The organism is Pedobacter sp. GW460-11-11-14-TSB4 (assembly GCF_059423705.1).
The window spans coordinates 226,555-249,241 of sequence record NZ_JBWKYI010000006.1; the positions used below are offsets into that span (position 1 = coordinate 226,555).

Annotated in this window: 24 protein-coding genes; 22 read left to right on the forward strand and 2 right to left on the reverse strand. The window is 34.8% G+C overall.

Going from position 1 to position 22,687, the window contains the following annotated elements:
* Positions 1-31: 31 nt before the first annotated feature.
* A complete protein-coding gene (locus tag AC07YT_RS08720) occupies positions 32-427 on the reverse strand; it encodes a hypothetical protein (RefSeq protein WP_086544977.1) in 396 nt (131 codons plus the stop codon).
* A 180-nt stretch (positions 428-607) separates the two neighbouring features.
* Entirely contained in the window at positions 608-982 is a 375-nt protein-coding gene (locus tag AC07YT_RS08725) for a hypothetical protein (protein ID WP_086544976.1), read from the reverse strand.
* Between the two features lie 497 nt (positions 983-1,479).
* On the opposite strand from AC07YT_RS08725, the gene AC07YT_RS08730 reads away from it, so the two are divergent.
* The 22 genes from AC07YT_RS08730 to AC07YT_RS08835 all read left to right on the forward strand — a co-directional run bounded on the left by AC07YT_RS08730 (position 1,480) and on the right by AC07YT_RS08835 (position 22,685).
* Positions 1,480-2,295, forward strand: coding sequence for a polysaccharide biosynthesis/export family protein (locus AC07YT_RS08730; protein WP_086544975.1), 816 nt, complete (start codon positions 1,480-1,482; stop codon positions 2,293-2,295).
* On the forward strand, positions 2,295-4,700 hold the full coding sequence (locus AC07YT_RS08735) for a GumC family protein (protein ID WP_086544974.1): 2,406 nt from the start codon (positions 2,295-2,297) through the stop codon (positions 4,698-4,700). The genes AC07YT_RS08730 and AC07YT_RS08735 overlap by 1 nt, the downstream gene beginning before the upstream one ends.
* 152 nt (positions 4,701-4,852) lie before the next feature.
* Positions 4,853-5,356, forward strand: a complete 504-nt coding sequence (locus AC07YT_RS08740; protein ID WP_086544973.1) for a UpxY family transcription antiterminator — start codon at positions 4,853-4,855, stop codon at positions 5,354-5,356.
* Between the two features lie 165 nt (positions 5,357-5,521).
* Positions 5,522-7,309 carry an asparagine synthase (glutamine-hydrolyzing) gene (asnB, locus tag AC07YT_RS08745; protein WP_086544972.1) on the forward strand — a complete coding sequence of 596 codons (1,788 nt, stop codon included), beginning with the start codon at positions 5,522-5,524 and terminating at the stop codon, positions 7,307-7,309.
* Positions 7,299-8,480, forward strand: coding sequence for a glycosyltransferase family 4 protein (locus AC07YT_RS08750; RefSeq protein ID WP_086544971.1), 1,182 nt, complete (start codon positions 7,299-7,301; stop codon positions 8,478-8,480). Before asnB ends, AC07YT_RS08750 begins: the two co-directional genes overlap by 11 nt.
* A gap of 5 nt (positions 8,481-8,485) precedes the next feature.
* On the forward strand, positions 8,486-9,340 hold the full coding sequence (locus tag AC07YT_RS08755; protein WP_086544970.1) for an ABC transporter permease: 855 nt from the start codon (positions 8,486-8,488) through the stop codon (positions 9,338-9,340).
* 58 nt (positions 9,341-9,398) lie between these two features.
* A complete protein-coding gene (locus tag AC07YT_RS08760; RefSeq protein WP_086544969.1) occupies positions 9,399-10,676 on the forward strand; it encodes an ABC transporter ATP-binding protein in 1,278 nt (425 codons plus the stop codon).
* Complete coding sequence (locus AC07YT_RS08765; protein ID WP_086544968.1) at positions 10,663-11,277, forward strand: hypothetical protein; 615 nt, start codon at positions 10,663-10,665, stop codon at positions 11,275-11,277. The genes AC07YT_RS08760 and AC07YT_RS08765 overlap by 14 nt, the downstream gene beginning before the upstream one ends.
* Before the next feature lie 3 nt (positions 11,278-11,280).
* Positions 11,281-12,051 (forward strand): family 6 glucosyltransferase, encoded by a 771-nt coding sequence (locus tag AC07YT_RS08770; RefSeq protein ID WP_086544967.1) that lies wholly within the window; start codon positions 11,281-11,283, stop codon positions 12,049-12,051.
* A gap of 1 nt (position 12,052) precedes the next feature.
* Entirely contained in the window at positions 12,053-12,901 is an 849-nt protein-coding gene (locus tag AC07YT_RS08775) for an alpha-1,2-fucosyltransferase (protein ID WP_494945280.1), read from the forward strand.
* A complete protein-coding gene (locus AC07YT_RS08780; protein ID WP_086544965.1) occupies positions 12,898-13,923 on the forward strand; it encodes a glycosyltransferase family 2 protein in 1,026 nt (341 codons plus the stop codon). Before AC07YT_RS08775 ends, AC07YT_RS08780 begins: the two co-directional genes overlap by 4 nt.
* Positions 13,920-14,369, forward strand: a complete 450-nt coding sequence (locus tag AC07YT_RS08785; RefSeq protein ID WP_086544964.1) for a cupin domain-containing protein — start codon at positions 13,920-13,922, stop codon at positions 14,367-14,369. The genes AC07YT_RS08780 and AC07YT_RS08785 overlap by 4 nt, the downstream gene beginning before the upstream one ends.
* Positions 14,350-15,105, forward strand: coding sequence for a class I SAM-dependent DNA methyltransferase (locus tag AC07YT_RS08790; protein ID WP_086544963.1), 756 nt, complete (start codon positions 14,350-14,352; stop codon positions 15,103-15,105). Before AC07YT_RS08785 ends, AC07YT_RS08790 begins: the two co-directional genes overlap by 20 nt.
* Positions 15,106-15,109: 4 nt before the next feature.
* Positions 15,110-16,231 (forward strand): DegT/DnrJ/EryC1/StrS family aminotransferase, encoded by a 1,122-nt coding sequence (locus AC07YT_RS08795; RefSeq protein WP_086544962.1) that lies wholly within the window; start codon positions 15,110-15,112, stop codon positions 16,229-16,231.
* Entirely contained in the window at positions 16,218-17,402 is a 1,185-nt protein-coding gene (locus AC07YT_RS08800; RefSeq protein WP_086544961.1) for a glycosyltransferase family 4 protein, read from the forward strand. The genes AC07YT_RS08795 and AC07YT_RS08800 overlap by 14 nt, the downstream gene beginning before the upstream one ends.
* A 203-nt stretch (positions 17,403-17,605) precedes the next feature.
* Positions 17,606-18,505, forward strand: coding sequence for an alpha-1,2-fucosyltransferase (locus AC07YT_RS08805; protein ID WP_086544959.1), 900 nt, complete (start codon positions 17,606-17,608; stop codon positions 18,503-18,505).
* Positions 18,502-18,951: a glycosyltransferase family protein gene (locus AC07YT_RS08810; RefSeq protein ID WP_086544958.1), complete on the forward strand. Its 450-nt coding sequence runs from the start codon at positions 18,502-18,504 to the stop codon at positions 18,949-18,951. Before AC07YT_RS08805 ends, AC07YT_RS08810 begins: the two co-directional genes overlap by 4 nt.
* Positions 18,952-19,061: 110 nt before the next feature.
* Positions 19,062-19,412: a hypothetical protein gene (locus AC07YT_RS08815; RefSeq protein ID WP_086544957.1), complete on the forward strand. Its 351-nt coding sequence runs from the start codon at positions 19,062-19,064 to the stop codon at positions 19,410-19,412.
* On the forward strand, positions 19,409-20,404 hold the full coding sequence (locus tag AC07YT_RS08820; RefSeq protein WP_086544956.1) for a glycosyltransferase: 996 nt from the start codon (positions 19,409-19,411) through the stop codon (positions 20,402-20,404). Before AC07YT_RS08815 ends, AC07YT_RS08820 begins: the two co-directional genes overlap by 4 nt.
* Positions 20,397-21,278, forward strand: coding sequence for a glycosyltransferase (locus AC07YT_RS08825; protein WP_086544955.1), 882 nt, complete (start codon positions 20,397-20,399; stop codon positions 21,276-21,278). The genes AC07YT_RS08820 and AC07YT_RS08825 overlap by 8 nt, the downstream gene beginning before the upstream one ends.
* Positions 21,278-21,943, forward strand: a complete 666-nt coding sequence (locus AC07YT_RS08830; protein WP_086544954.1) for a class I SAM-dependent methyltransferase — start codon at positions 21,278-21,280, stop codon at positions 21,941-21,943. The genes AC07YT_RS08825 and AC07YT_RS08830 overlap by 1 nt, the downstream gene beginning before the upstream one ends.
* Entirely contained in the window at positions 21,936-22,685 is a 750-nt protein-coding gene (locus AC07YT_RS08835; protein ID WP_086544953.1) for a glycosyltransferase family 2 protein, read from the forward strand. The genes AC07YT_RS08830 and AC07YT_RS08835 overlap by 8 nt, the downstream gene beginning before the upstream one ends.
* The last annotated feature ends 2 nt before the right edge of the window (positions 22,686-22,687 follow it).

The window sequence follows — 22,687 nt, forward strand, 5'->3', positions numbered from 1 at the left end:
AGAAAAAAGATCTATAGATTGTGGACCTGGCCTACGACAGATATTTTAACCTCCATTTACTCCTCAGCATGCAGGCTCCTAAAAGCCCTGCAAAAGCTAACAAGAAAATGTCATGATCATCTAGTGGTAAACCACATGGCGCTTCAAAAGTAGTTGAAATGGTGTAAATCTGGCCAGTTTTTGAAGAACCATTTAAAGTACAGGTACCTTGCGGAGAGCCAGATGTTGCCAAGTAGGTGTGTGGACCACATACTCCTTCCCACCATACAAAGTTATTCCCATCTCCGGTATAAAATTGGGTAGCCGTTTCATGGTTATTAAAAACTTTATTATAGGTATCAAAATTCAGCACTAAACAGCCTGTCTGGGCAGCCGCAGTCAGCGAAATGACCAGTGAAATTAAAAAGGATAAAAGGATCTTGAGCATCTTCGGGAGCATTACCTCGCAAAGATTAAAAAAAGCAACTCAAAAATACTTAAATGTAGATAAAATAATACAAATAAAATATTTACGGTATCAATTATGAGTACGCCATACCTCCTGTTAACCTTTTAACCAAAAAGAAAACGTGCAGCATTCAAAACTTACCGATCAACGATTTCATATTCATTCACCTTCACTAAACCATAACCTGTTCCTGATAAACATTGCTCCGGCACAACTGGCTAACAATGTTAAGAAAGGTACATAATCATCGATAGGACACCGAATATGATCTTGCAAGAGCAGGCCTCCGTAAATCCCTCCTATAGTACATTCTCTTGTGAGTGTGCTTGCTGGTTCGGTTGGAGAACAACCAGCAGGAATGCTAAGGGGACTTCCTCCATAATCAGGGCCAAATACACCGGTAGTACCTAAGTTAGTTGGGTAATAAATTGCTTCGAATCCCGGCCCATAATATTTTATGCAACCCGATTGAGCTTGAACATTTCCTATAAAACAAATAAATACAGCCAGCAGAGAAAATCTTAAACACCTCATACACCAATTATCTTAAAGTTGTTATTCATTTTAGGTTAATAACAGCCCCTAACAACCTTAAAATAGTGGCAAATCCGAATAACAACACGCCTGCAGGCGATATGCAACTTGAATTATACTTACAGGGATAGCGACTTTTTAAATAAGCATAAAAACAATAAACCAGCTTTATAGCTTAAATAAATATGGACAAATATACCTTATAACTGTAGTATCAAAACTACACAGTTAAACTTTTACGTTGATTTATATCAACACAAAAAATGGCTTTGAATTCAGACACGCCTCATCATGAGTTAAAAACAGCACAATTAAAAATCGGAAAGTGTTGTTTACAAAGTATATCTGGAATTAATGATTAAAAAAATCAAGTGAGCCCATTAGGTACATAAAAGGCAATCGACGAGCCTTAATTCTAATTTAATTTTTTTTAAGCATCTTTAACCCATATTTTTGTACGTAAGCCCTAAGCTTACATCCTACATCCCGAATTAAATATGATCCCGACAAAAGCAATTTTAAAATTTCTTTGTATTTTATCTATTACTATTGCCCTTGCCAGCTGTGCCGCCAGAAAAGAGCATAGTCTATTTAACGCCCCAAGTGATGTCGTTACCGATACCATTAAGCAGGTGTATGTGGTAAACGATCAGGGTATTAGTGATGCCTATTATAAAATAAAGGTGAATGATCAATTGGCCATCCGAAATGTACAGAACAAAGAATTTGGGGCTACTGCATCATCTGGATCAGGTTCGAACAACTCCCAAAATGCAGGAGGTTCCATAAATAATATACTTTCTTATCCGGTAGATATTGATGGTAAAGTTAACCTGCCAGCTATAGGAAAGGTGGATGTGATCGGTTTAAGCAGACGGGATGCGGCCATTAAAATTCAGGATTTATATGCAAAACAACTGCTTCGCGACCCCATTATCGAATTAAGTGTAGTAAACTTAAAAGTGACCTTATTAGGAGAGTTTGGCAAACAAGGGAATTTTTTACTCGAGCGGGAAAATACCACCTTAATTGATATTATTGGTGAAGCAGGGGGTATTAACAAAACCGCTGATCCTAAGACCCTAAAAATTATTCGTGGCGACAGAAGCCATCCTGAAATTATCTACGTTAACTTAAACGACATTAACAGTTTAGCCAGTAAAAAGCTGATTCTTCAAAATAACGATATTATCGTATTGCAACAAACCAAGAGCTCGGCATTGAGCGAAAAGCTAACCAGTGTGAATAACATTGTACAACCCTTGCTGGTGGTAGTCAATCTGGCTGTATTAATCTTTACCTTAACCCGCTAATGGATAACACTACACCAACCGAAAATAGAAAGTTAGCCAGCCAGACCATTAACTATTGGAAAATCGTATTGATTTTCTTGAGTAGATGGTATTGGGTTGCCGGAACAGTATTGATCAGCTTTGTAATGGCCTGGCTTTATGTGCGGAGCATTACCCCTATTTATATTACTTCGGCTTCGCTAAAACTAGACAGCGACCAGCAGCAACAAATGACTTCTCTGCCTGGTTCTCCTGTAAATTATCGTCCTTTTAATCAGAATCAGATTCAAACCGAAGGTATTATTATGCGATCGGAAGATGTAATTTTAAATGCATTAAAGAATCTTGATTATAAAATTAGCTATTATTTGGAAGGGAGAGTACGGGTAACCGAACTTTATCCCACACAGCCATTTCAGGTTGATATTTTAACGCAAGATTCTGTTAATTTCAGCAGGGCTACCTATGCAGTTAAACCTGTTGATAACCGGACTTTCGAACTATCAAGCAGCGACGATAATAATCAGCATTTGAAAAAATATCGTTATGGGCAGGCCATAAGCATGGGGAATATGGTTTTTACCGTTAAAACAGAAATCCCAGCTACTGGTAATTATAGCTTCAAATTTAATGGAACCAGAGATCTGTATGGCCGGGCTGCTGGTGGCTTAAATGTGTTCGAACAGGAGAAAAACACCAATATTATGGGGGTTACACATACCGATAGTAATCCGGTTTTTTCCGCCAATGTATTGAATGAGATTATCAAACAATATGTAAAAAATGATGCAAGGCTTAAGAAAAGGTCAGCTAAACAAACTATAGACTATCTGGATAGTCAGATTGCGTTTTTAGATGCCCAGGTAAATAAATCGGGCAACAAACTTTCCACCTTTCAAAGCAGTAACAAACTCATCGATCCAACTAGCGATAGGGAACTGGGAAATTCGAAAATCAGCAATCTACAAAACCAGATTGCTGAATTACAACTGCAAGAATTGGGTATTCAGCAATTAGAAACACAAGTAAAAAACAATAAGGATCGGATACAGCTTAACCTTAACTTAGAGGGCACCAACAGTACGCTCTTAACTGGTTTAATAGCACAACTCAATGCACTTATCATTAATAGAGAAAATAAGTTACAGAATTTCAATGCTGATGCTCAACCCATACAAGATATTAACCGGCAAATTAATGAAGTGAAACAGGCTATTGTAACCAATATCCGGTTATTGCACGAGCGTAATCAAAAAACCATCAGTTACATTAACGGACAAATTGGCCTGGCCAATCAGGCTCTGGGTAGTATACCAGCCAAACAAAATGATTTTGCAAAATTACAAAGCAATTTCGACATCAACCAGCGTATGTTTTCGATGCTGTTTGAACGAAAACTCTCTGCGCAGATTAGCTCAGCAGCCGTAATTTCGGGCGCCACCATTATCAGTGTCGCACAGCCTTCCTTTTTCCCGATCTCTCCTGTGCCGAAGAAAATTTATTCTTCTTATTTATTTATGGGTTTGTTTTCGGGCCTGGGTTTAATTTTATTGGTCAGAATATTAAATCCTTATCTGTACGATATTGAGACGATTGAGGGCTTAACCGCAACTCCTATTATTGGGGTAATTTTAAAATACCCTAAAAAAGTTGGCCTTGGTGAAAGCGTTTTATCGATAGAACGCCCAAAATCTATATTTGCCGAATCGGTGAGGTCGGTGCGAACGAACCTAAGTTTTATGGCCAGTGATCAGGAAACTAAGGTAATTTGTATTACTTCAGAGGTTTCAGGAGAAGGGAAATCGTTCGTAAGTCTAAATCTTGCCGGTACTTTATCTATTATTGACAAAAAAGTGATTTTAATTGCTGCGGATTTACGAAAATCTAAACTCCACTATGCTTTTGGCTCGGACAACCACATTGGTTTAAGCAGTTATTTATCAAAACAGGCTGATTTAGCAGATATCATCTTTACTGATGAACGACATAATATTGATTATATCACTTCTGGCCCGGTTCCTCCAAATCCTTCTGAACTTTTACACCACAAGGCCATGGGAACATTGATTGAAAAGCTTAGAGAAAGTTATGAATATATTATTATCGATACGGCTCCTGTAGGCCTAGTTTCAGATTCTGTTCCGCTCATCCGGAAAGCAGATATTAACCTGTTTATTATCCGTTCAGGCGTTTCTAAATTCAGGGCCGCCACCATTCCCGATCGTTTATCAAAAGAATATGGCCTTAACAACATTGCAATTATCCTAAATTCATTTGGTGATGAGAAGCTGCATGCCAACATTTATACCACCAATTATGCCCATAGCAATACCGGAACGTATTACTACTCTAACTATACCGGCTATGGAAAAAGTGGCTATTATGATGATGAGAAGAGTTGGTGGGAATTTTGGAAGAGAAAATAGAATGGAAAAGGTGAGATGGAAAATGGATGATGGAAGGGTTAGCTTAGTAGTTAATGGTTAATGGTTTAGAATGGATGGCTTAATCGCTTAAAGTTTAAATTGGTTGATTGACAAGATGCAAATGGAGATTAATTGTTGATATAGTATAATTCATGATAGATCAAAATTACAGGTGGTACCCGGTTTATACGCGTTCGAGAGCAGAAAAAAAAGCGAATGAGGAATTGAACAGGAAAGGAATCCAAACTTATTTACCTCTTAAAAAGGCAGTTAAGCAATGGAGCGACCGTAAAAAAATCGTAGAAGAGCCCTTGATTAAATCTTATCTATTTGCCTATATTTCGGCAAGAGAATATGCTGAAGTTCTGATGACCAATGGTGTTGCCAGATTTATTTATTTCTCCAGCCAAATCGCTTCTATCCCTGACCAACAAATCCATGATCTTAAACTCTTGCTCGCTACAGATGCCGATCTGGAACTCATTGATTATGACATTAAACCAGGTGAAAGGGTATTGATTAAAGCCGGACCTTTTAAAGGTGTAATTGCCGAATTGGTATCGGTACATAATAAGCAACGTATTATTTTACGTTTACAAAACATGGGTTATTCGATAAATATTAATACATCGATAGCTTTTGTAGAACCAATCTAGGGACGGATGATGTGTGAGATGAGATTTGAGTCCTGAAATGTGATGTAGGACTCAGCAAAATATATAACAAGTGATCAGTACATTTTGAAAATAAAAATGTGACTGAGCGGGCGAAGCTGTATCCGGTGCAAAATAAGTAGCCCAAATTTTAGTAAAAAAAGATCAATGTGTCGCATAGCAGGCATCATTAATAGCAAAAATTCATTCGAAAAAGTCAATCAACAGGTAAAAGCCATGTGCGATAGTATGCAACATGGTGGCCCTGATGATCATGGTATCTATACGGCTGAAAAAACACCGCTATGCCTTGGTAACCGTAGGTTGGCTATTTTAGATCTTAGTTCCACTGGACATCAACCGATGCTAAGCCATAAAGAAGATCTGGTGATCACTTACAATGGCGAGATTTATAATTATAAGCAGATCAGAACTGAATTAATCAATTTAGGCTATATTTTTAAAACACAAACAGATACAGAGGTCATCCTTTATGCCTATCAGCATTGGGGAGAAACAGCATTCGAAAAACTTGATGGTATTTTTGCCTTCTGCATTTTTGATAAACGGGAACAATGTGTGTACCTGGTCCGGGACCAAAACGGAATAAAACCACTTTATTATCATTTTGCTAACGAAACTTTAACCTTTGCATCAGAAGTAAAAGCATTTAAACACGCTAATATTGACCAGGAAAATGATAACTGGCGGATTTACTACCTTGCTTTTGGCCATATCCCCGAACCTTATACTACACTTAAAAATGTATGTAGCCTGGGCAAAGGTTCTTTTCTGAAATACAACATTAGAAGCGCTCAGCATCTTATTCAATCGTACCATGAATTTGAAAGCACTTCTTATATTCATAACGAAAGTTATGCGATTGAAAGAATCCGCGAACAACTTGGCCACTCTATCAAACAGCAAATGATTTCTGATGTTGATATTGGCGTATTATTCAGTGGTGGGCTCGATTCGAGCATCATTACGATACTGGCTAATCAATATAATAACAAACAGTTGTCTAGTATTTCTGCCAATTTTAATGAGATAGATTTTTCCGAAAAAAAACAGCGGAATAGTTTACTTCAAAAAATAAATCTTCAAAAAATTGAACAGCTGATTACCTATCGCGATTTCGTGCAGAATTTTGAAACCGTTTTAGCAGATATGGATCAACCCACAAATGATGGGATCAATACCTGGTTTGTATGTAAAACAGCAAAAGCGAACGGGATAAAAGTGGTGCTATCGGGTTTAGGCGCTGATGAGCTTTTTGGCGGATACCCATCTTTTGATCGGATCCATAAAATACAAAATCTAAATTGGTTGAGTAAAAGCGCTTTACGCAGTACGCGTTTTTCCAATAACACCAAATTTAAACGTTTATATTACCTCAGCTTAAACTCACCCATTGGCGAATACCTATGTTTGAGAGGAGTTTACTCTCCTGATGTGATCGCCGAATTGTTAGACATCGATATGAAAACCGTTATCGATTGCCTGGAAGACATCCCCCTTCACCCCGGAATTAAGAAAACCAGTAACGAAACAAGAGCGAGCTGGTTCGAATTTAACATGTACATGCAAAATCAGTTATTAAAAGATACCGATTTTATGAGCATGAGCCATGGTGTTGAAGTGAGGGTTCCATTCCTGGACCGTAATTTTGTTGATCTGGTTCTTTCCATCTCAACAGAAATAAAGTTCAGTTACGAACAGAAGAAAAAACTCCTGGTAGAGGCTTACAAAGAAGATCTACCCGTAGAAACCTGGAAAAGATCAAAAATGGGTTTCACTTTCCCGTTTCAAGAATGGATGAGAAAAAGCTCCGACATTGCCGATCCATCCCGTTATGCAAATAAAAGGGCGAAATCACTCATGCAGAACTTTGGAGAAAACAAATTGCACTGGAGTTCTGCCCTAGCCTTATACAGAATATATCATGCCAGTTAAGGTTCTATTTTTAACACTTAAAACGTTTAGTTTTACTGGTGGTATTGAAAAAGTTTGCCGAAGTTTATCCCGTGTATTATACGATTTAAGTGAAGAAGAACTTGTTCAATCGACGGTATATTCCATGTATGATAAAAATGCTGACCGTGATTCCAGGTACCTGAGCAAACAGCAGTTTCATGGTTTTAACGGAAAAAAAGAACGCTTTGTAGTACAATCTTTTTTAAGTGGCTTAAAAGCTGATGTGATTTTGTTGAGCCATATCCATTTAATCAACATTGTTTATTTCATCAAGAAAATACATCCCCATAAAAGAATCTATTTGTTGGCACATGGTATAGAAATTTGGAAAAAGTTATCTGATTCCAAACTCAAAATGTTAAACCAGCTGGATAAGATTATTTGTGTAAGTCATTTTACTGCAGATAAAATTATGGAGATGCATCACATTCCTGCAGATCGGATTGAAGTATTAAACAATTGTCTTGATCCTTTTTATTATTTATCTACACAGTTCGAAAAACCGCAGCGTTTATTGGATCGGTATCATCTAAACCGCGAAAATTTAATCCTTTTTTCACTATCCCGTTTATCCTCTTCAGAGAAGTATAAAGGATACGACCATACCATTGAGCTATTGCCGCAACTATTGGAGATATACCCTAACCTCGTTTACCTATTGGGCGGTAAATGGGATGCTGTAGAAAAGAAAAGATTAGATGACTTAATTGTAAAGAATCAACTGCAGGAGCATATCAGAATGATCGGTTTTATTGATGAAGCCGAACTTACCGAACATTTTTTACTGTCTGATATTTTTATTTTACCCAGTAAAAAAGAAGGTTTCGGAATTGTATTTATCGAAGCCCTGGCAAGCGGCCTTAGGGTAATTGCCGGCAATAAAGATGGCAGCGTAGATGCACTTCAAAACGGAGCACTTGGTTTATTAGTAGATCCTGACGATCAACAAGAAATGCTAAACAGCATATTCAAACTGCTACAACATCGTCAAACTGAAAAGCAGAAAAACAGCCTACAAGAGAAATGTATGAAAGCATTTGGATATACCCACTATCTTCAATCAGTAAAAAACTTGATTTTAAAAGGCTCAATTAATCATACAGCATCAAGTAGCGATCAACAAAAAAAACATGCAGATAAACAAGCTTAATATTTATGGTTAAGGAAGAACAGCAGTGGACCATTGAGGCTAAATCATCCTTGTTTGACCTAAAACTGCATGAGGTTTGGGCCTATCGGGATTTGTTGGTATTATTGGTCAGGAGGGATTTTGTCTCTTTCTACAAACAAACCATTTTGGGGCCACTCTGGTTTTTTATTCAACCCCTGTTTACCACCATCATTTTTACCTTTATTTTTGGCAACCTTGCAGGTATCTCTACCGATAGCCTACCGAAGCCCTTATTTTATATGGCCGGAATTACGGCCTGGAATTACTTTGCTGATTGTTTAACCAAAACATCATCTGTTTTTAGGGATAACGCTGGTATTTTCGGCAAGGTATATTTCCCCAGGTTAATTATGCCATTAAGTATTGTGGTAAGCAATCTGGTGCGCTTTGGCGTACAGATGCTGTTATTTCTCATATTAATGGCCTATTATTATTTCTCAGGCGCAAACTTCAACATCAGCTGGGCAATTTGCCTGTTCCCGGTAATTGTAATATTAATGGCTTTATTGGGTTTGGGTGCAGGGATGATTATCTCGGCTATGACCACGAAATATAGGGATTTGGCTTTTCTCATCGGTTTTGGTGTGCAGCTATTGATGTATGCGACTACTGTAATCTATCCCTTATCTGAGGCTATTAACAAATATCCGGCTTATGCCTGGATTATCGAGTATAATCCGATGACGCCAATAATTGAAACTTTTAGATATGGATTTTTAGGACAAGGAAGCTTTAGCTGGTTTAGTTTAGGTTATGCTACAATTGTTACGATTTTTTTATTGTTGATTGGCACAGTAGTTTTCAATAAAGTAGAACGGAATTTTGTTGACACCGTATAAATGGGAAATGGAAGATGTAATATGGATAATGGAAAGCATAACTTTAAGCATATTTTAAATGTCTAACATTGCAATAAAAGTAGAAAATCTCAGTAAGGCTTATCAATTGGGCCAAATAGGTACAGGAACGATCAGCCGCGATTTAGAACGTTGGTATGCGAGAATTCGTGGTAAGGAAGATCCTTTTTTACGTATAGGGGAAAGCAATAATCAAAATACCAAAAGTGAAAGCGATGTAGTATGGAGTTTAAAGGATATCAATTTCGAAATTGAGCAGGGTGATGCAGTCGGTATTATTGGAAAAAATGGAGCAGGAAAAAGCACTCTACTTAAAATATTAAGCAAGGTTACAGCCCCTACCACCGGAAAAATATCTGGCAAGGGCAGAATTGCAAGCTTATTGGAAGTAGGTACTGGCTTCCACCCAGAGCTCAGCGGTAGAGAAAATATTTTTTTAAATGGGGCTATTTTGGGCATGCGCAAAAAGGAAATCCAACGCAAATTGGATGAAATTGTGGATTTTGCAGGAATTGAACGATACCTGGATACACCAGTAAAAAGGTATAGTTCTGGGATGTATGTAAGACTCGCTTTTGCAGTTGCAGCTCACCTGGAAAGCGAGATACTAATTGTAGATGAAGTGCTTGCCGTTGGGGATGCAGAATTTCAGAAAAAGTGCCTTAGTAAAATGGGCGAAGTGAGCAAAGGCGAAGGAAGAACAGTACTTTTTGTGAGCCACAATATGGCATCCATTAAAAACCTGTGTACAAAAGGAATCGTGCTAGAAAATGGACTAATTTCTTTAAAGGATGAAGTAGATCGCTGTATTGTTCGTTACTTAAATAACAATAAAGAAAATTATTATAATCACAACCTAAGCTTAGAAGAAATTAATGATGTCAGACTAATTTCTATAGGAGTTTTTGATCACCAAAACATAAACCTTACTTACATAGATACTGATACCGAATTTTATGTGAAAATCGCCTACGAACTAAAAAAAGAAAACACAGTTGGTTTTACTTTAGGCTTCTGGAATCAACATGCTGAAATAGTATTTATTTCCATTAGTAATCCTACCCCATTTGATGTTCAGAAACCAGGATTTTATGAGTCAGTTTGTAAAATTGAAAGGAGTTTTTTAAACAACATAAACTACTCCATATCTTTAAATATATACGGCAGGAACTTTGAAAATCCACAATTGTTAAATGATGTTTTGACAATTAAGGTTGAAGATGGCATTAACATAAGAAAAAACTATATAGGAGGATATGAAGGAATGATTAGGCCCAATTTTGAATGGCAAATAAATAAGCGAAATGAAATTATTTAGTAAAAAAAAGAAACAGGAAGATCCAGGCGAATTCTGGAGTCAAAAAGTTGAATTAACAAAAATAATGAGCAAGTACGACTATTTTAAAGCTACATGCTCGGCTAAAAATATATTACATTTTGGTTGTACCGATTGGCCAATTTTCGATCCAGCTACAAACCTACACATCTGGCTAGCAGGAATTTGCAAAGAATTAAGCGGCTTTGATATTGATGTTCAGGGATTAGCAGAACTACAGAAGCATGTAAACCAGCCATATTTTTCAGATTTTGCTGAATTGAGTGATAAAAAATTTGATGTATGCCTGGTACCCGAAACAATCGAACATGTTGAAAATATAGGGACGTTTCTTTCAAGCCTGGGAAAAGTTAATGCTGAAAAATTCATTATCACAGGACCTAATTGTTTTGCTCCCGAGCATATGTCTAGAAATATAGCAAGTAACAATCTATTTGTAGAAATTGTTCATCCCGATCACAACTGTTGGTTTAGCCCTTTTACGCTCAAAAATGTGATTACCAAATATGCTAACCTTAAAGTTGATCATGTATATCTATTAGAAGATGAGACGATGGTTTGCTGCGAATGCACTAAAGTTTAAAACTTGAAAAACATTGCCATACTTTACATATGTACAGGAAAATACGTCTCATTTTGGAAGAATTTTTATTCTTCTTGTGAGGAAAATTTCCTTAACGATTACCGTAAAGAATATTTTGTTTTTACAGATGCCATAAACATTGAGCAGGAAGATAATGCGAAGGTCCATAAAATTCATCAAAAGCAATTGGGTTGGCCATACGATACTTTATTGCGGTTCGAAATGTTTAAAAAAATAGCCGGGGAGCTTAGGGACTTCGATTACATTTTTTTCTTCAATTCGAATATGATCTTTCGTAAAAAAATTGATGGCTCATTTCTGCCAGAGAAAGAAAGCTTATTAGCCGTTATTCACCCAAGTTTCTATCAAAAAGACCGCATTAATTTCACTTATGAAACAAACCCTAAATCAACCGCTTACATTGCAGAAAATGAAGGATCTGATTATTTCATGGGCGGACTCAATGGTGGAAAATCAGCAGATTACCTTGCCTTAATTTTAGAACTTGCCGATAGAATTCAAATTGATTTAAAGAATAAAATTATTGCGGTTTGGCATGATGAATCTCATTTAAACAATTACTTAATTGGTAAGTCTGTTAAAATCTTAGATTCATCATATGGTTATCCCGAAGGCTGGGATTTACCATATGAAAAAAAGATAATTATTCTTGACAAGAACAATTATGGTGGCCACAATCATTTAAGAAAAATAAAAACAAGCTGGTTGAAACAAATAAAAAACAAATTAAAACAAATCTTAAATCATTTATAATTTGATCGCTGTTGTTGCGCAAGGACGATTAGGAAATCAACTTTTCCAATATGCTTTTGCTTATGCCAGTGCAAAAAAGCTCTCCTGTAATTTTTATATCGATAAACGGTATGAGAAATATGTGCTATCTGAATACTTTCAGTTATCAAATGATTTTTTTTCTAAACTAGATAGATACGTTTTTTCGATCGGGGGCTTTAGAAAATTCTTTAGCTCATTTTTACGGCTTGGGATTTATGCTTTAATTGAAAGAAAAACCATCAGAAATGAGGCTTTCTTTTCAGATACAGAAGCACCAAGTAAGCAGCTAATTAAAATAAATAACCATACAAAATATCACGGTTTTTTTCAATCTGAAGATTACTTTTTGCAATACAGAGCAGAAATAACAAAAGAGTTTAAAATTAAAAAAAGGCATCAAATATCCTTTAACCAAATTTTTAATACCATTCCGAAAGACAAAAAGATTGTGGTAGTACAGATAAGAAGAACAGATTATATAGAATTAAATATTTGTTTATCTGCTACATATTACCACAGCGCCATAAAAGAAACTTATAATGAGAACAATTTCTATATTGTAATTTCTGATGATAAAAAATTCATTAATGAAGAGTTTGGCTATTTAACCAATAAGTATATATCAAATCATGATGAAATTATCGACTTTCAGTTCCTTATGAATGCCGATATCTGCATTATATCTAATAGTACATTTGGCTGGTGGGGTGCATATTTAAACAAAAAAAAACCAAAAATATATGCTCCAAAATATTGGCTGGGTTTCGTAGAAAAAGAAGAATTTCCGAATGGAATTATTCCCAACGAATTTACTGAAATTGAAGCATGACACCACAAGTTTCTATAATCATTCCTACGTTAAATAGAGCAGTATCACTAAAGAAAACTATTGAGAGTGTTTTTGCCAATAAATTTCAAAATTATGAATTGATCATTGTAGATAATGGCTCAACAGATAGTACCAGGTCAGTTTGCGAAGTTTTCAGTGCTAAACCTAATTTGGTTTATTTATATGATGAAACACCTGGCTTACTTACCGGAAGGCATGTGGGCTTTTCAAAATCCAGAGCACCTGTTATTTGCTTTTTAGATGATGATGTAGAAATTAACAATAATTATATTGAGAATCTTATTCATACGTTCAATGATGAGCGCATTCAATTGGCAACAGGCCCATGCCTTCCCAGATACGAAGCTGAACCTCCCGGATGGTTAAACTATATGTGGGATGAAACTAATGAAGGGCGATTTTGCGCTTGGTTAAGTCTGCTGGATTTTGGCAATCAGAAACATACCATTCATCCAAATTTTGTGTGGGGACTGAACTTCTGCATCAGGAGAGAAGTACTTATTGAACTAGGTGGGTTTCATCCAGATTCGATGCCTAAGCGATTGCAAAAATTTCAGGGCGATGGCGAAACAGGATTAACATTAAAGGCTGCACTGAAAGGATGTACTGCGATTTATGTCCCAGGTTTATCACTTTATCATCATGTTAATCAAGAAAGATGCACTAAAAATTACTTCAATAAAAGGGCATTTTTTCAAGGAGTTTGCAATTCATTTACAGAAATAAGAACTAAAATATTGTTCAAACCAATAAAGGATTCATCAAAAATTTCGATTTCAAGAAAGATTAGAAATGCTTTGCATCCCTATTATAAATGGATAAGAAAATCCAGTAAAACAGAAGTGAAAAAATTGCCGGATGAAATAAATTCAATACTGTCAGATTTAAAAGCTGCCGAGTTAGCAGGCTACAACTACCATCAGGAAGCCTTTAAAAACGATCCTTTAGTTAAAGAATGGGTTTTAAGAAAAAACTATTGGACATTTAAACTACCAAAATGATTGAAGAGGTAAAGTATTTAGATCAAACATTGGCCATCATTATTAGAGCTGCATACAAAAAAGAAGGCATTGCTTTTTTTACACCTGGAGATTTCTCACAACAATTAGGTTATATGAACCGGCAGAAAGGATACGTGATAGAGCCACATGTACATAACCTGGTCGAAAGAAAAGTAACACTAACACAAGAAGTATTGTATATTAAATCGGGGAAAGTTAGGGTAGATTTTTATGATGAGGATAAACAATACCTGGAAAGCAGGATTGTTGAAACAGGAGATGTGATTCTTTTAGCCGCAGGTGGACATGGATTTGAGATGTTAGAAGATGCTGAAATGATCGAAATAAAACAAGGCCCCTATTGTGGAGATGAAGATAAAGTAAGATTTGACCATAAGCCTGTGCCCATTAAATTGATTGATAAAAATGACAATTCAGAATTTTAAACTTTACAGTCAATATTATGATCTGCTCTATCAGGACAAAGATTATTTTGCCGAAACAGCATATATCGTTAATCTTATAAAAAAATATCGGCCAGAAAGCAGTAAAATTATCGAATTAGGTTCCGGGACAGGAAAACACGCTAGCCTTCTGGCGAAAAAAGGATATACGATTTTAGGCATTGAGCGCAGTGAACAAATGATTGAGATCGCAAATAAAACTAAAACAGAAAATGTTGATTTTCAAATTGGCGATATTGTTAAGTTCAAAACCAATCAATCTTTTGATATTGCATTATCAATTTTTCATGTAATCAGTTATTTGACTAATAACAAGGATTTAATAAAAACTTTTTTAAATGTTCATCAATCATTAAATCTTAATGGGTTATTTATTTTTGATGTCTGGCACAGTCCTGCAGTAAATTTTCAAGTTCCGGAAAAAAGAACAAAGAGACTTGAAAATGCAGAAATAAGGATTACCAGAAAAGCCAATCCGACTATCCTGTACGAAGAAAATGTTGTAGAAGTTAACTATGATATTAAAGTTGAAGACTTAAAAACCAATAAAGAAATCAACATTAAAGAAATACATCCAATGCGACATTTCAGTAAGCAAGAAATAGAGCTTTTAGCTTACGCAACAGGCTTCCAGATACTGCATTCAGAAGAATTTTTAACATCTGCACCCGCTTCAAATCATACCTGGGGTGTTTGCTATATTTTAAGAAAATTATAAACTCATGAATCCAATACCGGTTAACACACCTTTACTTAATGGCAATGAGTTAAAATATATAACAGAATGTATTGAAACGGGCTGGATAAGTAGTGAAGGACCATTTATTCAAAAATTCGAAGAAAAATTCAGCCAATACATAGGTCAAGAATATGGCATTGCAGTTTCTAGCGGCTCAGCAGCACTCGATATTTCAATCAAAGCCTTAAATATTGGAAAGGGAGACGAGGTAATAATGCCAACTTTTACCATAATCTCCCCTGCTCAATCAGTAATTAATGCAGGTGCTACGCCAGTTTTAGTTGATAGCGATCCACTAACCTGGAATATGGATGTTAACCAGATCGAGGCCAAAATCACATCAAAAACAAAGGCCATTTTAGTGGTTCATATTTATGGTTTACCTGTAGATATGAACCCTGTTTTAACATTGGCTAAAAAGCATCATCTTAAAATTATCGAAGACGCGGCAGAAATGCACGGACAAACCTATAATGGTAAAATGTGTGGTAGTTTTGGCGACATCAGTATCTTTAGTTTTTATCCCAATAAACACATCACAACTGGTGAAGGTGGCATGATTTTAACTAACGACATGGCATTGGCAGAACGCTGTAAAAAATTACGTAATCTTTGTTTTGAACCTAATGGACCACGGTTTGTACATTATGAATTGGGTTGGAATTATAGAATGACCAACTTACAAGCCGCCCTGGGCTTAGCACAATTAGAACAGCTAGAATCTTTCCTTAAATTAAAAAGGAAAATTGGCAATAACTACCTAAAAAATCTGGTAAAACTTAAAACTAAAGGTTTTTTGCTTTCTCTTGAAAAAACAGCTTATGCTACAAATATTTATTGGGTATTTGCAATTGTATGTCCATCAGAAGAAATAAAAGAAAAAATTACATCTTATTTAAGTACAAAAAAAATTGGCACCCGCCCTTTCTTTTGGTGCATGCATGAGCAACCGGTATTTAAAGAAATGCAGCTTTTTACTGGAGAAAATTATCCAAATGCAGAAAAATTAGCCAGAAATGGTTTTTACCTTCCCAGCGGACTGGGTTTAACAGATTTTGAACAAGATTTAGTGATAAATGCAGTTTTAGATTATGAGTTGTTATAGAGTTGCCATATGGATTAATGAAGCTTTTGTACCAGAATCGGGAGGAGGGTATTCATTTTTATCTCAGCTTGTAGAACGAATTGATAATGAAGATTTTGGCCCTGAAATAGAAATTTATTTTGTTGGGTTTAATTTAAGCGTCGAGTTTAAAAAGAAAACAATAAGTTTCCCTTTTAAGAAAAGTTTTTTATACCAGAAAAAAGTAAATTTCTATCATAAGTTTTTTGGCTCATCAATTCCCCGAAAAGATATCGAACAAAACTATATTAATACAAAAAATCTACTCAGAGAACATAAAATAGATATTATATTCTATCCTACCCCCGAAGTTTTTATTGAAAACTATCCATACATAATTGTAAACTGGGATTTGGGTCATCGAACTACTTATGCCTTTCCGGAAATAGCGATGGATGGTCAATGGGAAAGCAGGGAAAGCCATATTTTAAAAAACCTACACAAAGCTTTATTAGTCTGTGCAGAGTCCGAATCGGGGAAAAATGAGATTATAAAGCAGTATCAGTTACCGGAAGAAAAAATTGTAATTTTACCCCTCTTTCCAAGCAAAATTGTTAATCCAATAGTAGAGGTGCAAAAACCTTTATGGATGAATAATCATAAAAAATTCTTTATCTATCCTGCGCAGTTTTGGGCACACAAAAATCATTACAATTTAATTTTAGGCTTTAAAGATTTCGTTAAAGAAAACAAAGATTATATTCTAGTATTACCAGGAAGTGACCAGGGTAATCGACAATATATCAATTCTTTAATTAAAGAATTGGGCTTAGCTCAGCAAATCATATTACCAGGTTTTATTTCTGATCAAGAACTAAAATGGTTATATATTAACTCAATTGGCTTAGTATTTCCATCATTATTAGGACCTACCAACATGCCTATTTTAGAGGCAATAGCTCTAAAATGCAATGTAGCCTGTTCAAATTTAAAGGGGCATATTGCAATGGCTGGAGATTTAGCGATATATTTTGATCCATTAGAGCCATTAGCAATTAAACAAGCTTTGGATAGTTTAAAAGATAAAGCAATTGATCCAATTATTTCTAAAACAAATCATCAGATCACTGCCTACTCAATAGAGAATGCAATTGAATCATTTAAAAATATTATGATTAAAAGTATAAGTATAAGACGAACATGGGGCGCTTAATTAATATTTCAAAATGGCTTAGCGATAAGTTATTATTTACTGGTCCTAACATTATAAATCTTCAAATCCAATTCCATGATTTTGTACCTGATGCGGGAAATAAGATGTATGAACTACGGACTTTATTATCAAAAACACATCACCCAACTTACCTTTGCGATTTCATTTGGGAGAATTGGTTAATTAAACATGAAATTTAATTTATGATTAATGTTGTTTTAAATGGACGTTTAGGTAATCAGTTATTTCAATTTGCCTTTGCTTACCATATCTCAAAACAAAAAAAAACCAATTATTGCTTAAATCAAAAAGTTGAACGGTGCTCCCTGATAGAGTTTTTTGATATCAGCACGGGCCCCTTTCATCTACTAGATACTTATCTTTTCTCCATAAAAGGATTTAAAAACATCTTTAATCATCATTTTCGAAGATCATTCTATAAATTCATTGATGGCTTTTTCAAAACAAACAGCCAATTTATACCATTTGACGAACCTTACCTCAATGCGATTAAAACGATAAATAATCACAGATCATTTGAGGGTTATTTTCAATCAGAATTATATTTCGAACCACACAAAAGAGAAATTAAAAACTTGTTAAAAATCAAAAAAAAATACCTTAATGATTTTAAAGATAATTTTAGCAAAATCTATAAGCCGGGTTATAAAACGGTTGTGGTTCATATCAGAAGAACTGATTATCAGCATTTAGAAATATTAGACCTGGGTAATGCCGATTTAAGACTTCCTGCAACATATTATCATCAGCTGATCAATAAACTAGAGAAATCAGCCAACAACTACCAGTTTATTTTTATTGGCGATGACATTTCATTTATTGAAAATGAATTTGGCTACGTGCAAAACAAATATATTTCTACAGAAAATGAAATAATTGATTTTCAGCTCCTGATGAATGCAGATATTTGCATTACCAGCAATAGCACGTTTAGCTGGTGGGGTGCCTATTTAAATGCCAAACCGGATAAGATTATTTATTGTCCAAAATATTTTCTTGGTTTTCATATCAAGCAAACAATTCCACCAGATATTTACCCTTCTAACTGGCAAATAGAATATATTAATTCAGAGAATAAATGAAGGATCGTTCTGTTTTAATTTTAGGAACCAATAGCAAAAAATATTTAAATTTTGCTATAAATTGTGCCAGGTCAATCAGGTTATATAATCCAGATTTAAAAATATTTGTCGGTACTAATATTATTCCAGAGAAAAATACCGATGCCATAGATTTCATAAAAATTGAAAACGATATTGCCAAGCTATTTATTGAAACCAAGCTTTATTTAGATGTTTTCTTAAAAACAGAAGAAACACTTTACATTGACTCTGACATGCTTTGCTTTGGTGATCTTAGCCCAGTTTTTGACCTCTGCAGTTCTATGGATGTAACTGTCTTGGGCACTCCTGTTAAACTTGAAGACTATTGGGGCGAAGAAGGTGCTGTATTTGCTAGAAAACAATTTAATATAGATCAGTCTATTTTATTTAATGGCGGGCTGTACTATCTTAAAAAACTGAATTAACAAAGAAAATATATAGTGAAGCTAGAAAACTTTCTGAAAAATACGATGAATATGGTTTCGTTAGGATACAGAATGGCTGGAAAAATGAGGAAGAACTGGTTTCAGTTTCAATGACGGCTCATAAACAACGACCGATTGATGATGGTGGTTTAATTGTTGCAGGATTTTCAAAAGCCAATGAAATAAATAATTTAAACGTACTAACAGGTAAAATTAAAAAAACTATTCCCACCAGTGGAAAAACTGAAGACTTTAAAATAAAATCGCCCCTTTTATTTCATTTTGGCGGAGAAAACATGAATTCTCCATTATATATCGCGCAAAAAACATTATTAACACTCAACAGAACTGGAATTCCAACTCTTATGGCAACTGCATTTGTAAACCTTACAATAAGCTGGCCCCACCAATTTTATCTTTTCATTAAGTTAACAACAAAAAAGATTGTTCGAAGATCATGATGCAAAATAGCGCAGGTGTTTCTATAATAGTTTGTTGTTATAATAGTGCTAAAAGGTTACCCAAAACTTTGTTTCATTTAGCTAAACAAAATATCACAAAAGGAATTGAAGTAATTATTGTTGACAACAATTCATCGGATGATACGGCAGAAGTTGCCAAAAGTTTATGGGAAGAACTCAATAATCCCTTTCCTTTAAGAATAGCTTTTGAAGCTCAACCAGGTTTAACAAAGGCCAGAGAAAAAGGAATTGAAGTTGCACTATACGATTATTTGATTTTTTGCGATGATGATAACTGGTTAGACGAAAATTATGCCATAAATACCATGCAGCTTTTTGACGCCGATGAAGAAATTATGATTTTAGGAGGCCAAGGAAATCCTGTTTTCGAATCTGATAAGCCATTTTGGTTTGAGAATTTTTACCAAAGTTATGCTGTTGGTAAACAGGAAGTAAAATCAGGGTTTGTAAGTTTGGTATATGGTGCAGGATTAGGAATTCGGAAAACCATTTTGAAAAATCCGAAGTTTTATGCTATACCATTTTTTTTAAATGATAGAGTTGGTACAAGATTATCTTCAGGAGGAGACTCCGAAACTTGTCTCCGCGTAAAATTATTGGGTGGAAAAATTTTTTACTCAGAAAAACTAACCTTCTATCATTTTTTAACAACGAACCGGCTAACCTGGAAATACTTACAAAATCTTCATATTGGTTTTAGTTATTCTTTTGTACCACTCCACGTTTATGATTTAGTTTTAAATGGAAGTAAATTACCTGAATTTTACTGGCTAAAAAAAAGCTTCTTATATTTCGCGCGCACCATAAAGTATAGCTTTTTACACTTCCACAATATTATCAAAAATAAGGAAGGTGATGTTAAAACCATCCATATTAAAAGCTGGATGATCTTGGGATTTGAATTTTTAAGATATAATAAACAAATCAAAAAAATGTATAAAGATATAAGCACACTAAAGTTCGATGATTAAACTGTCATATCTTATTTCAACCAGAAACAGACTTCCCTACCTGAAAATAAATCTGGAAAGGCTTATCGCTAAGGTTTTACCGGATGAGGAAATAGTTGTTGTTGATGCAAATAGTACAGACGGTTCAACATTATACTTACAAGAACTTTTAAAGGAAGGAAAAATTCATCAATTTATATCAGAACCAGATAAAAATCAGGCCCATGGCTGGAATAAGGCTATGCTCATGGCCAGGGGGATTCTGTTTAAAAAAATCATTGACGATGATGTTTTTGATTATAATGAAATAAGGAAATGTGCTGATTATATGTTTGAAAATCCTGATGTTGATGTTGTGATATCCAGCGATTTATCGTCAGGGATATTAAATTATAATAATATTGATGTCAATTCATCCAGACTTAAGCACTACAAAGACTGGAGAGCCGGAAAAATAAATTGCTTTTCTTTTTCTGATGTACACATGCTGGTGAGAAAAAGCATTTTGCCCTACATAGGTTTATATAACACATCTTTTGTGATGATTGACTGGGAATATAGCTTAAGAATGAGCTTTTTGAATGTAAATATCAGCTATTATACTGGTTACAACGCGCTAAATGTCGGCTCACCAAATAATGTTTCTTCTACAGTTTCTAAAAAAACACTCCAGAATGAAGCCAAAATTGGTCAAGCCTTATACGGTTATCCCGGAGATAACAAGAGCATTAGTTTTTGGAGCAAAATAAAAATTGCCATCGGTAAAATAATTTATGCTAAGCCGGCAAATACAAATACTTACCACGAAATTAATCTGACTGAAATTTACAATCACTTTTACGAGCGTATAAATAAAATCAACTCAGAAAGCGACGGTCAATTCATTACTAAATAATGGAGATACTGAACATTAAAGATAAAGACCAAAGCTATTATCAGCACGAAAGACGTGAAATGATGGCATTTGTACCATTAGATGCCAAACATATTTTAGAAATTGGTTGCGGAAATGGTGCTTTTGGTAAATTGATAAAAGAAAGACAAAATTGCATTTATTGGGGAATTGAGCCAGAAAAAAAATTTGCTACAATTGCACAAAAAAATATAGACAAGTTCTTTAACAATACATTAGATAAGTGTGATGGTTTGCCTAATAATTATTTTGATTGCATCATCTTCAATGATGTATTAGAACATTTGACAGATCCTTTTTTAACACTTGAAAACTGTAAAAGTCTTTTAGTCAAAAACGGGTACATTGTAAGTTCGATTCCCAATATGAGGCATATTCCCTACCTATACAGATTAGTGTACAAAGGAGAATTTGAATATGAAGACGCTGGTATAATGGACAATACACATCTCAGGTTTTTTACCAGTAAAAGTATTATTAATCTTTTTAGCAAACTTGGTTTCAAGATCATAAAACATGAGGGAATCAACCGGTTTGTACCCAAAAAATTTTCAATTCCTTTTAAGATTTTAAGTTTTTTAAGAATTACAAAGTTTGAGGATACTTCTTTTCAACAGTTCGCTACCCAGGCTCAATTAAATGATTAATATTGATATCATAATTCTTAGTAATGGAAAAAGCAAGAGGTTAATCGATCTCACCAGGCAAACCGTACAGAGTTTATTGGAATCGGAAGACAACTCAATGATTAAGTTTGAGATTTTGGTTATTGAATCATGCACATCCATTAAACCATATCAGTACCCTAATGCCAAAACAATTTATCCGGAAACTAAATTTGGTTTTCATAAATACTTAAATATAGGGCTGGACGAAACCAGTAAAGATTTAGTGTGCTTTTGCAACAATGATTTAATATTTCATAAAGGCTGGGCGTCAGCAATTGTTAAATCAATGCAGGATGATAACGGATTAGACAGTGTTGGCATGTTCTGTCCAAATTTTCATGCAGATAAATTAGACCAAATTCCTGATGAAATCAATTACGGATATAAAAATGGCGTATTATTTACAGGTTGGTGTTTCCTTGTAAAAAGATCAGTTTTTAATAAGGTTGGAAAGTTTGATGAAAAATTTAATTTTTGGTTTGCAGATGATGATTTTAGACTCTCTTTAGAAAAACATGCTATTAAACATGGGTTAATTAAAAATGCCAAAGTCACACATATCAGAAGTGAAACTTTGAGTTCAGAAAAAAGCCGCAGTCAGTTTAAACTTCAGGAAAGTGCAAAGGCCTACTACAATTATAAATGGCGCCATCATAATAAACTCATATTTATAGCGGCTAAAGTTAAATACTACCTTAGATTAATACTTAAAGCGCATTAAAA

Coding starts and splice junctions, on each gene's coding strand:
- AC07YT_RS08750 (WP_086544971.1), top strand. CDS start 7,299: ATGCCAGTTAAGGTTCTATTTTTAACACTTAAAACGTTTAGTTTTACT.
- AC07YT_RS08725 (WP_086544976.1), bottom strand. CDS start 982: ATGAGGTGTTTAAGATTTTCTCTGCTGGCTGTATTTATTTGTTTTATA.
- AC07YT_RS08810 (WP_086544958.1), top strand. CDS start 18,502: ATGAAGGATCGTTCTGTTTTAATTTTAGGAACCAATAGCAAAAAATAT.
- AC07YT_RS08780 (WP_086544965.1), top strand. CDS start 12,898: ATGACACCACAAGTTTCTATAATCATTCCTACGTTAAATAGAGCAGTA.
- AC07YT_RS08760 (WP_086544969.1), top strand. CDS start 9,399: ATGTCTAACATTGCAATAAAAGTAGAAAATCTCAGTAAGGCTTATCAA.
- AC07YT_RS08730 (WP_086544975.1), top strand. CDS start 1,480: ATGATCCCGACAAAAGCAATTTTAAAATTTCTTTGTATTTTATCTATT.
- AC07YT_RS08830 (WP_086544954.1), top strand. CDS start 21,278: ATGGAGATACTGAACATTAAAGATAAAGACCAAAGCTATTATCAGCAC.
- AC07YT_RS08740 (WP_086544973.1), top strand. CDS start 4,853: ATGATAGATCAAAATTACAGGTGGTACCCGGTTTATACGCGTTCGAGA.
- AC07YT_RS08790 (WP_086544963.1), top strand. CDS start 14,350: ATGACAATTCAGAATTTTAAACTTTACAGTCAATATTATGATCTGCTC.
- AC07YT_RS08820 (WP_086544956.1), top strand. CDS start 19,409: ATGATGCAAAATAGCGCAGGTGTTTCTATAATAGTTTGTTGTTATAAT.
- AC07YT_RS08795 (WP_086544962.1), top strand. CDS start 15,110: ATGAATCCAATACCGGTTAACACACCTTTACTTAATGGCAATGAGTTA.
- asnB (WP_086544972.1), top strand. CDS start 5,522: ATGTGTCGCATAGCAGGCATCATTAATAGCAAAAATTCATTCGAAAAA.
- AC07YT_RS08805 (WP_086544959.1), top strand. CDS start 17,606: ATGATTAATGTTGTTTTAAATGGACGTTTAGGTAATCAGTTATTTCAA.
- AC07YT_RS08835 (WP_086544953.1), top strand. CDS start 21,936: ATGATTAATATTGATATCATAATTCTTAGTAATGGAAAAAGCAAGAGG.
- AC07YT_RS08800 (WP_086544961.1), top strand. CDS start 16,218: ATGAGTTGTTATAGAGTTGCCATATGGATTAATGAAGCTTTTGTACCA.
- AC07YT_RS08785 (WP_086544964.1), top strand. CDS start 13,920: ATGATTGAAGAGGTAAAGTATTTAGATCAAACATTGGCCATCATTATT.
- AC07YT_RS08735 (WP_086544974.1), top strand. CDS start 2,295: ATGGATAACACTACACCAACCGAAAATAGAAAGTTAGCCAGCCAGACC.
- AC07YT_RS08765 (WP_086544968.1), top strand. CDS start 10,663: ATGAAATTATTTAGTAAAAAAAAGAAACAGGAAGATCCAGGCGAATTC.
- AC07YT_RS08755 (WP_086544970.1), top strand. CDS start 8,486: ATGGTTAAGGAAGAACAGCAGTGGACCATTGAGGCTAAATCATCCTTG.
- AC07YT_RS08825 (WP_086544955.1), top strand. CDS start 20,397: ATGATTAAACTGTCATATCTTATTTCAACCAGAAACAGACTTCCCTAC.
- AC07YT_RS08720 (WP_086544977.1), bottom strand. CDS start 427: ATGCTCAAGATCCTTTTATCCTTTTTAATTTCACTGGTCATTTCGCTG.
- AC07YT_RS08815 (WP_086544957.1), top strand. CDS start 19,062: ATGACGGCTCATAAACAACGACCGATTGATGATGGTGGTTTAATTGTT.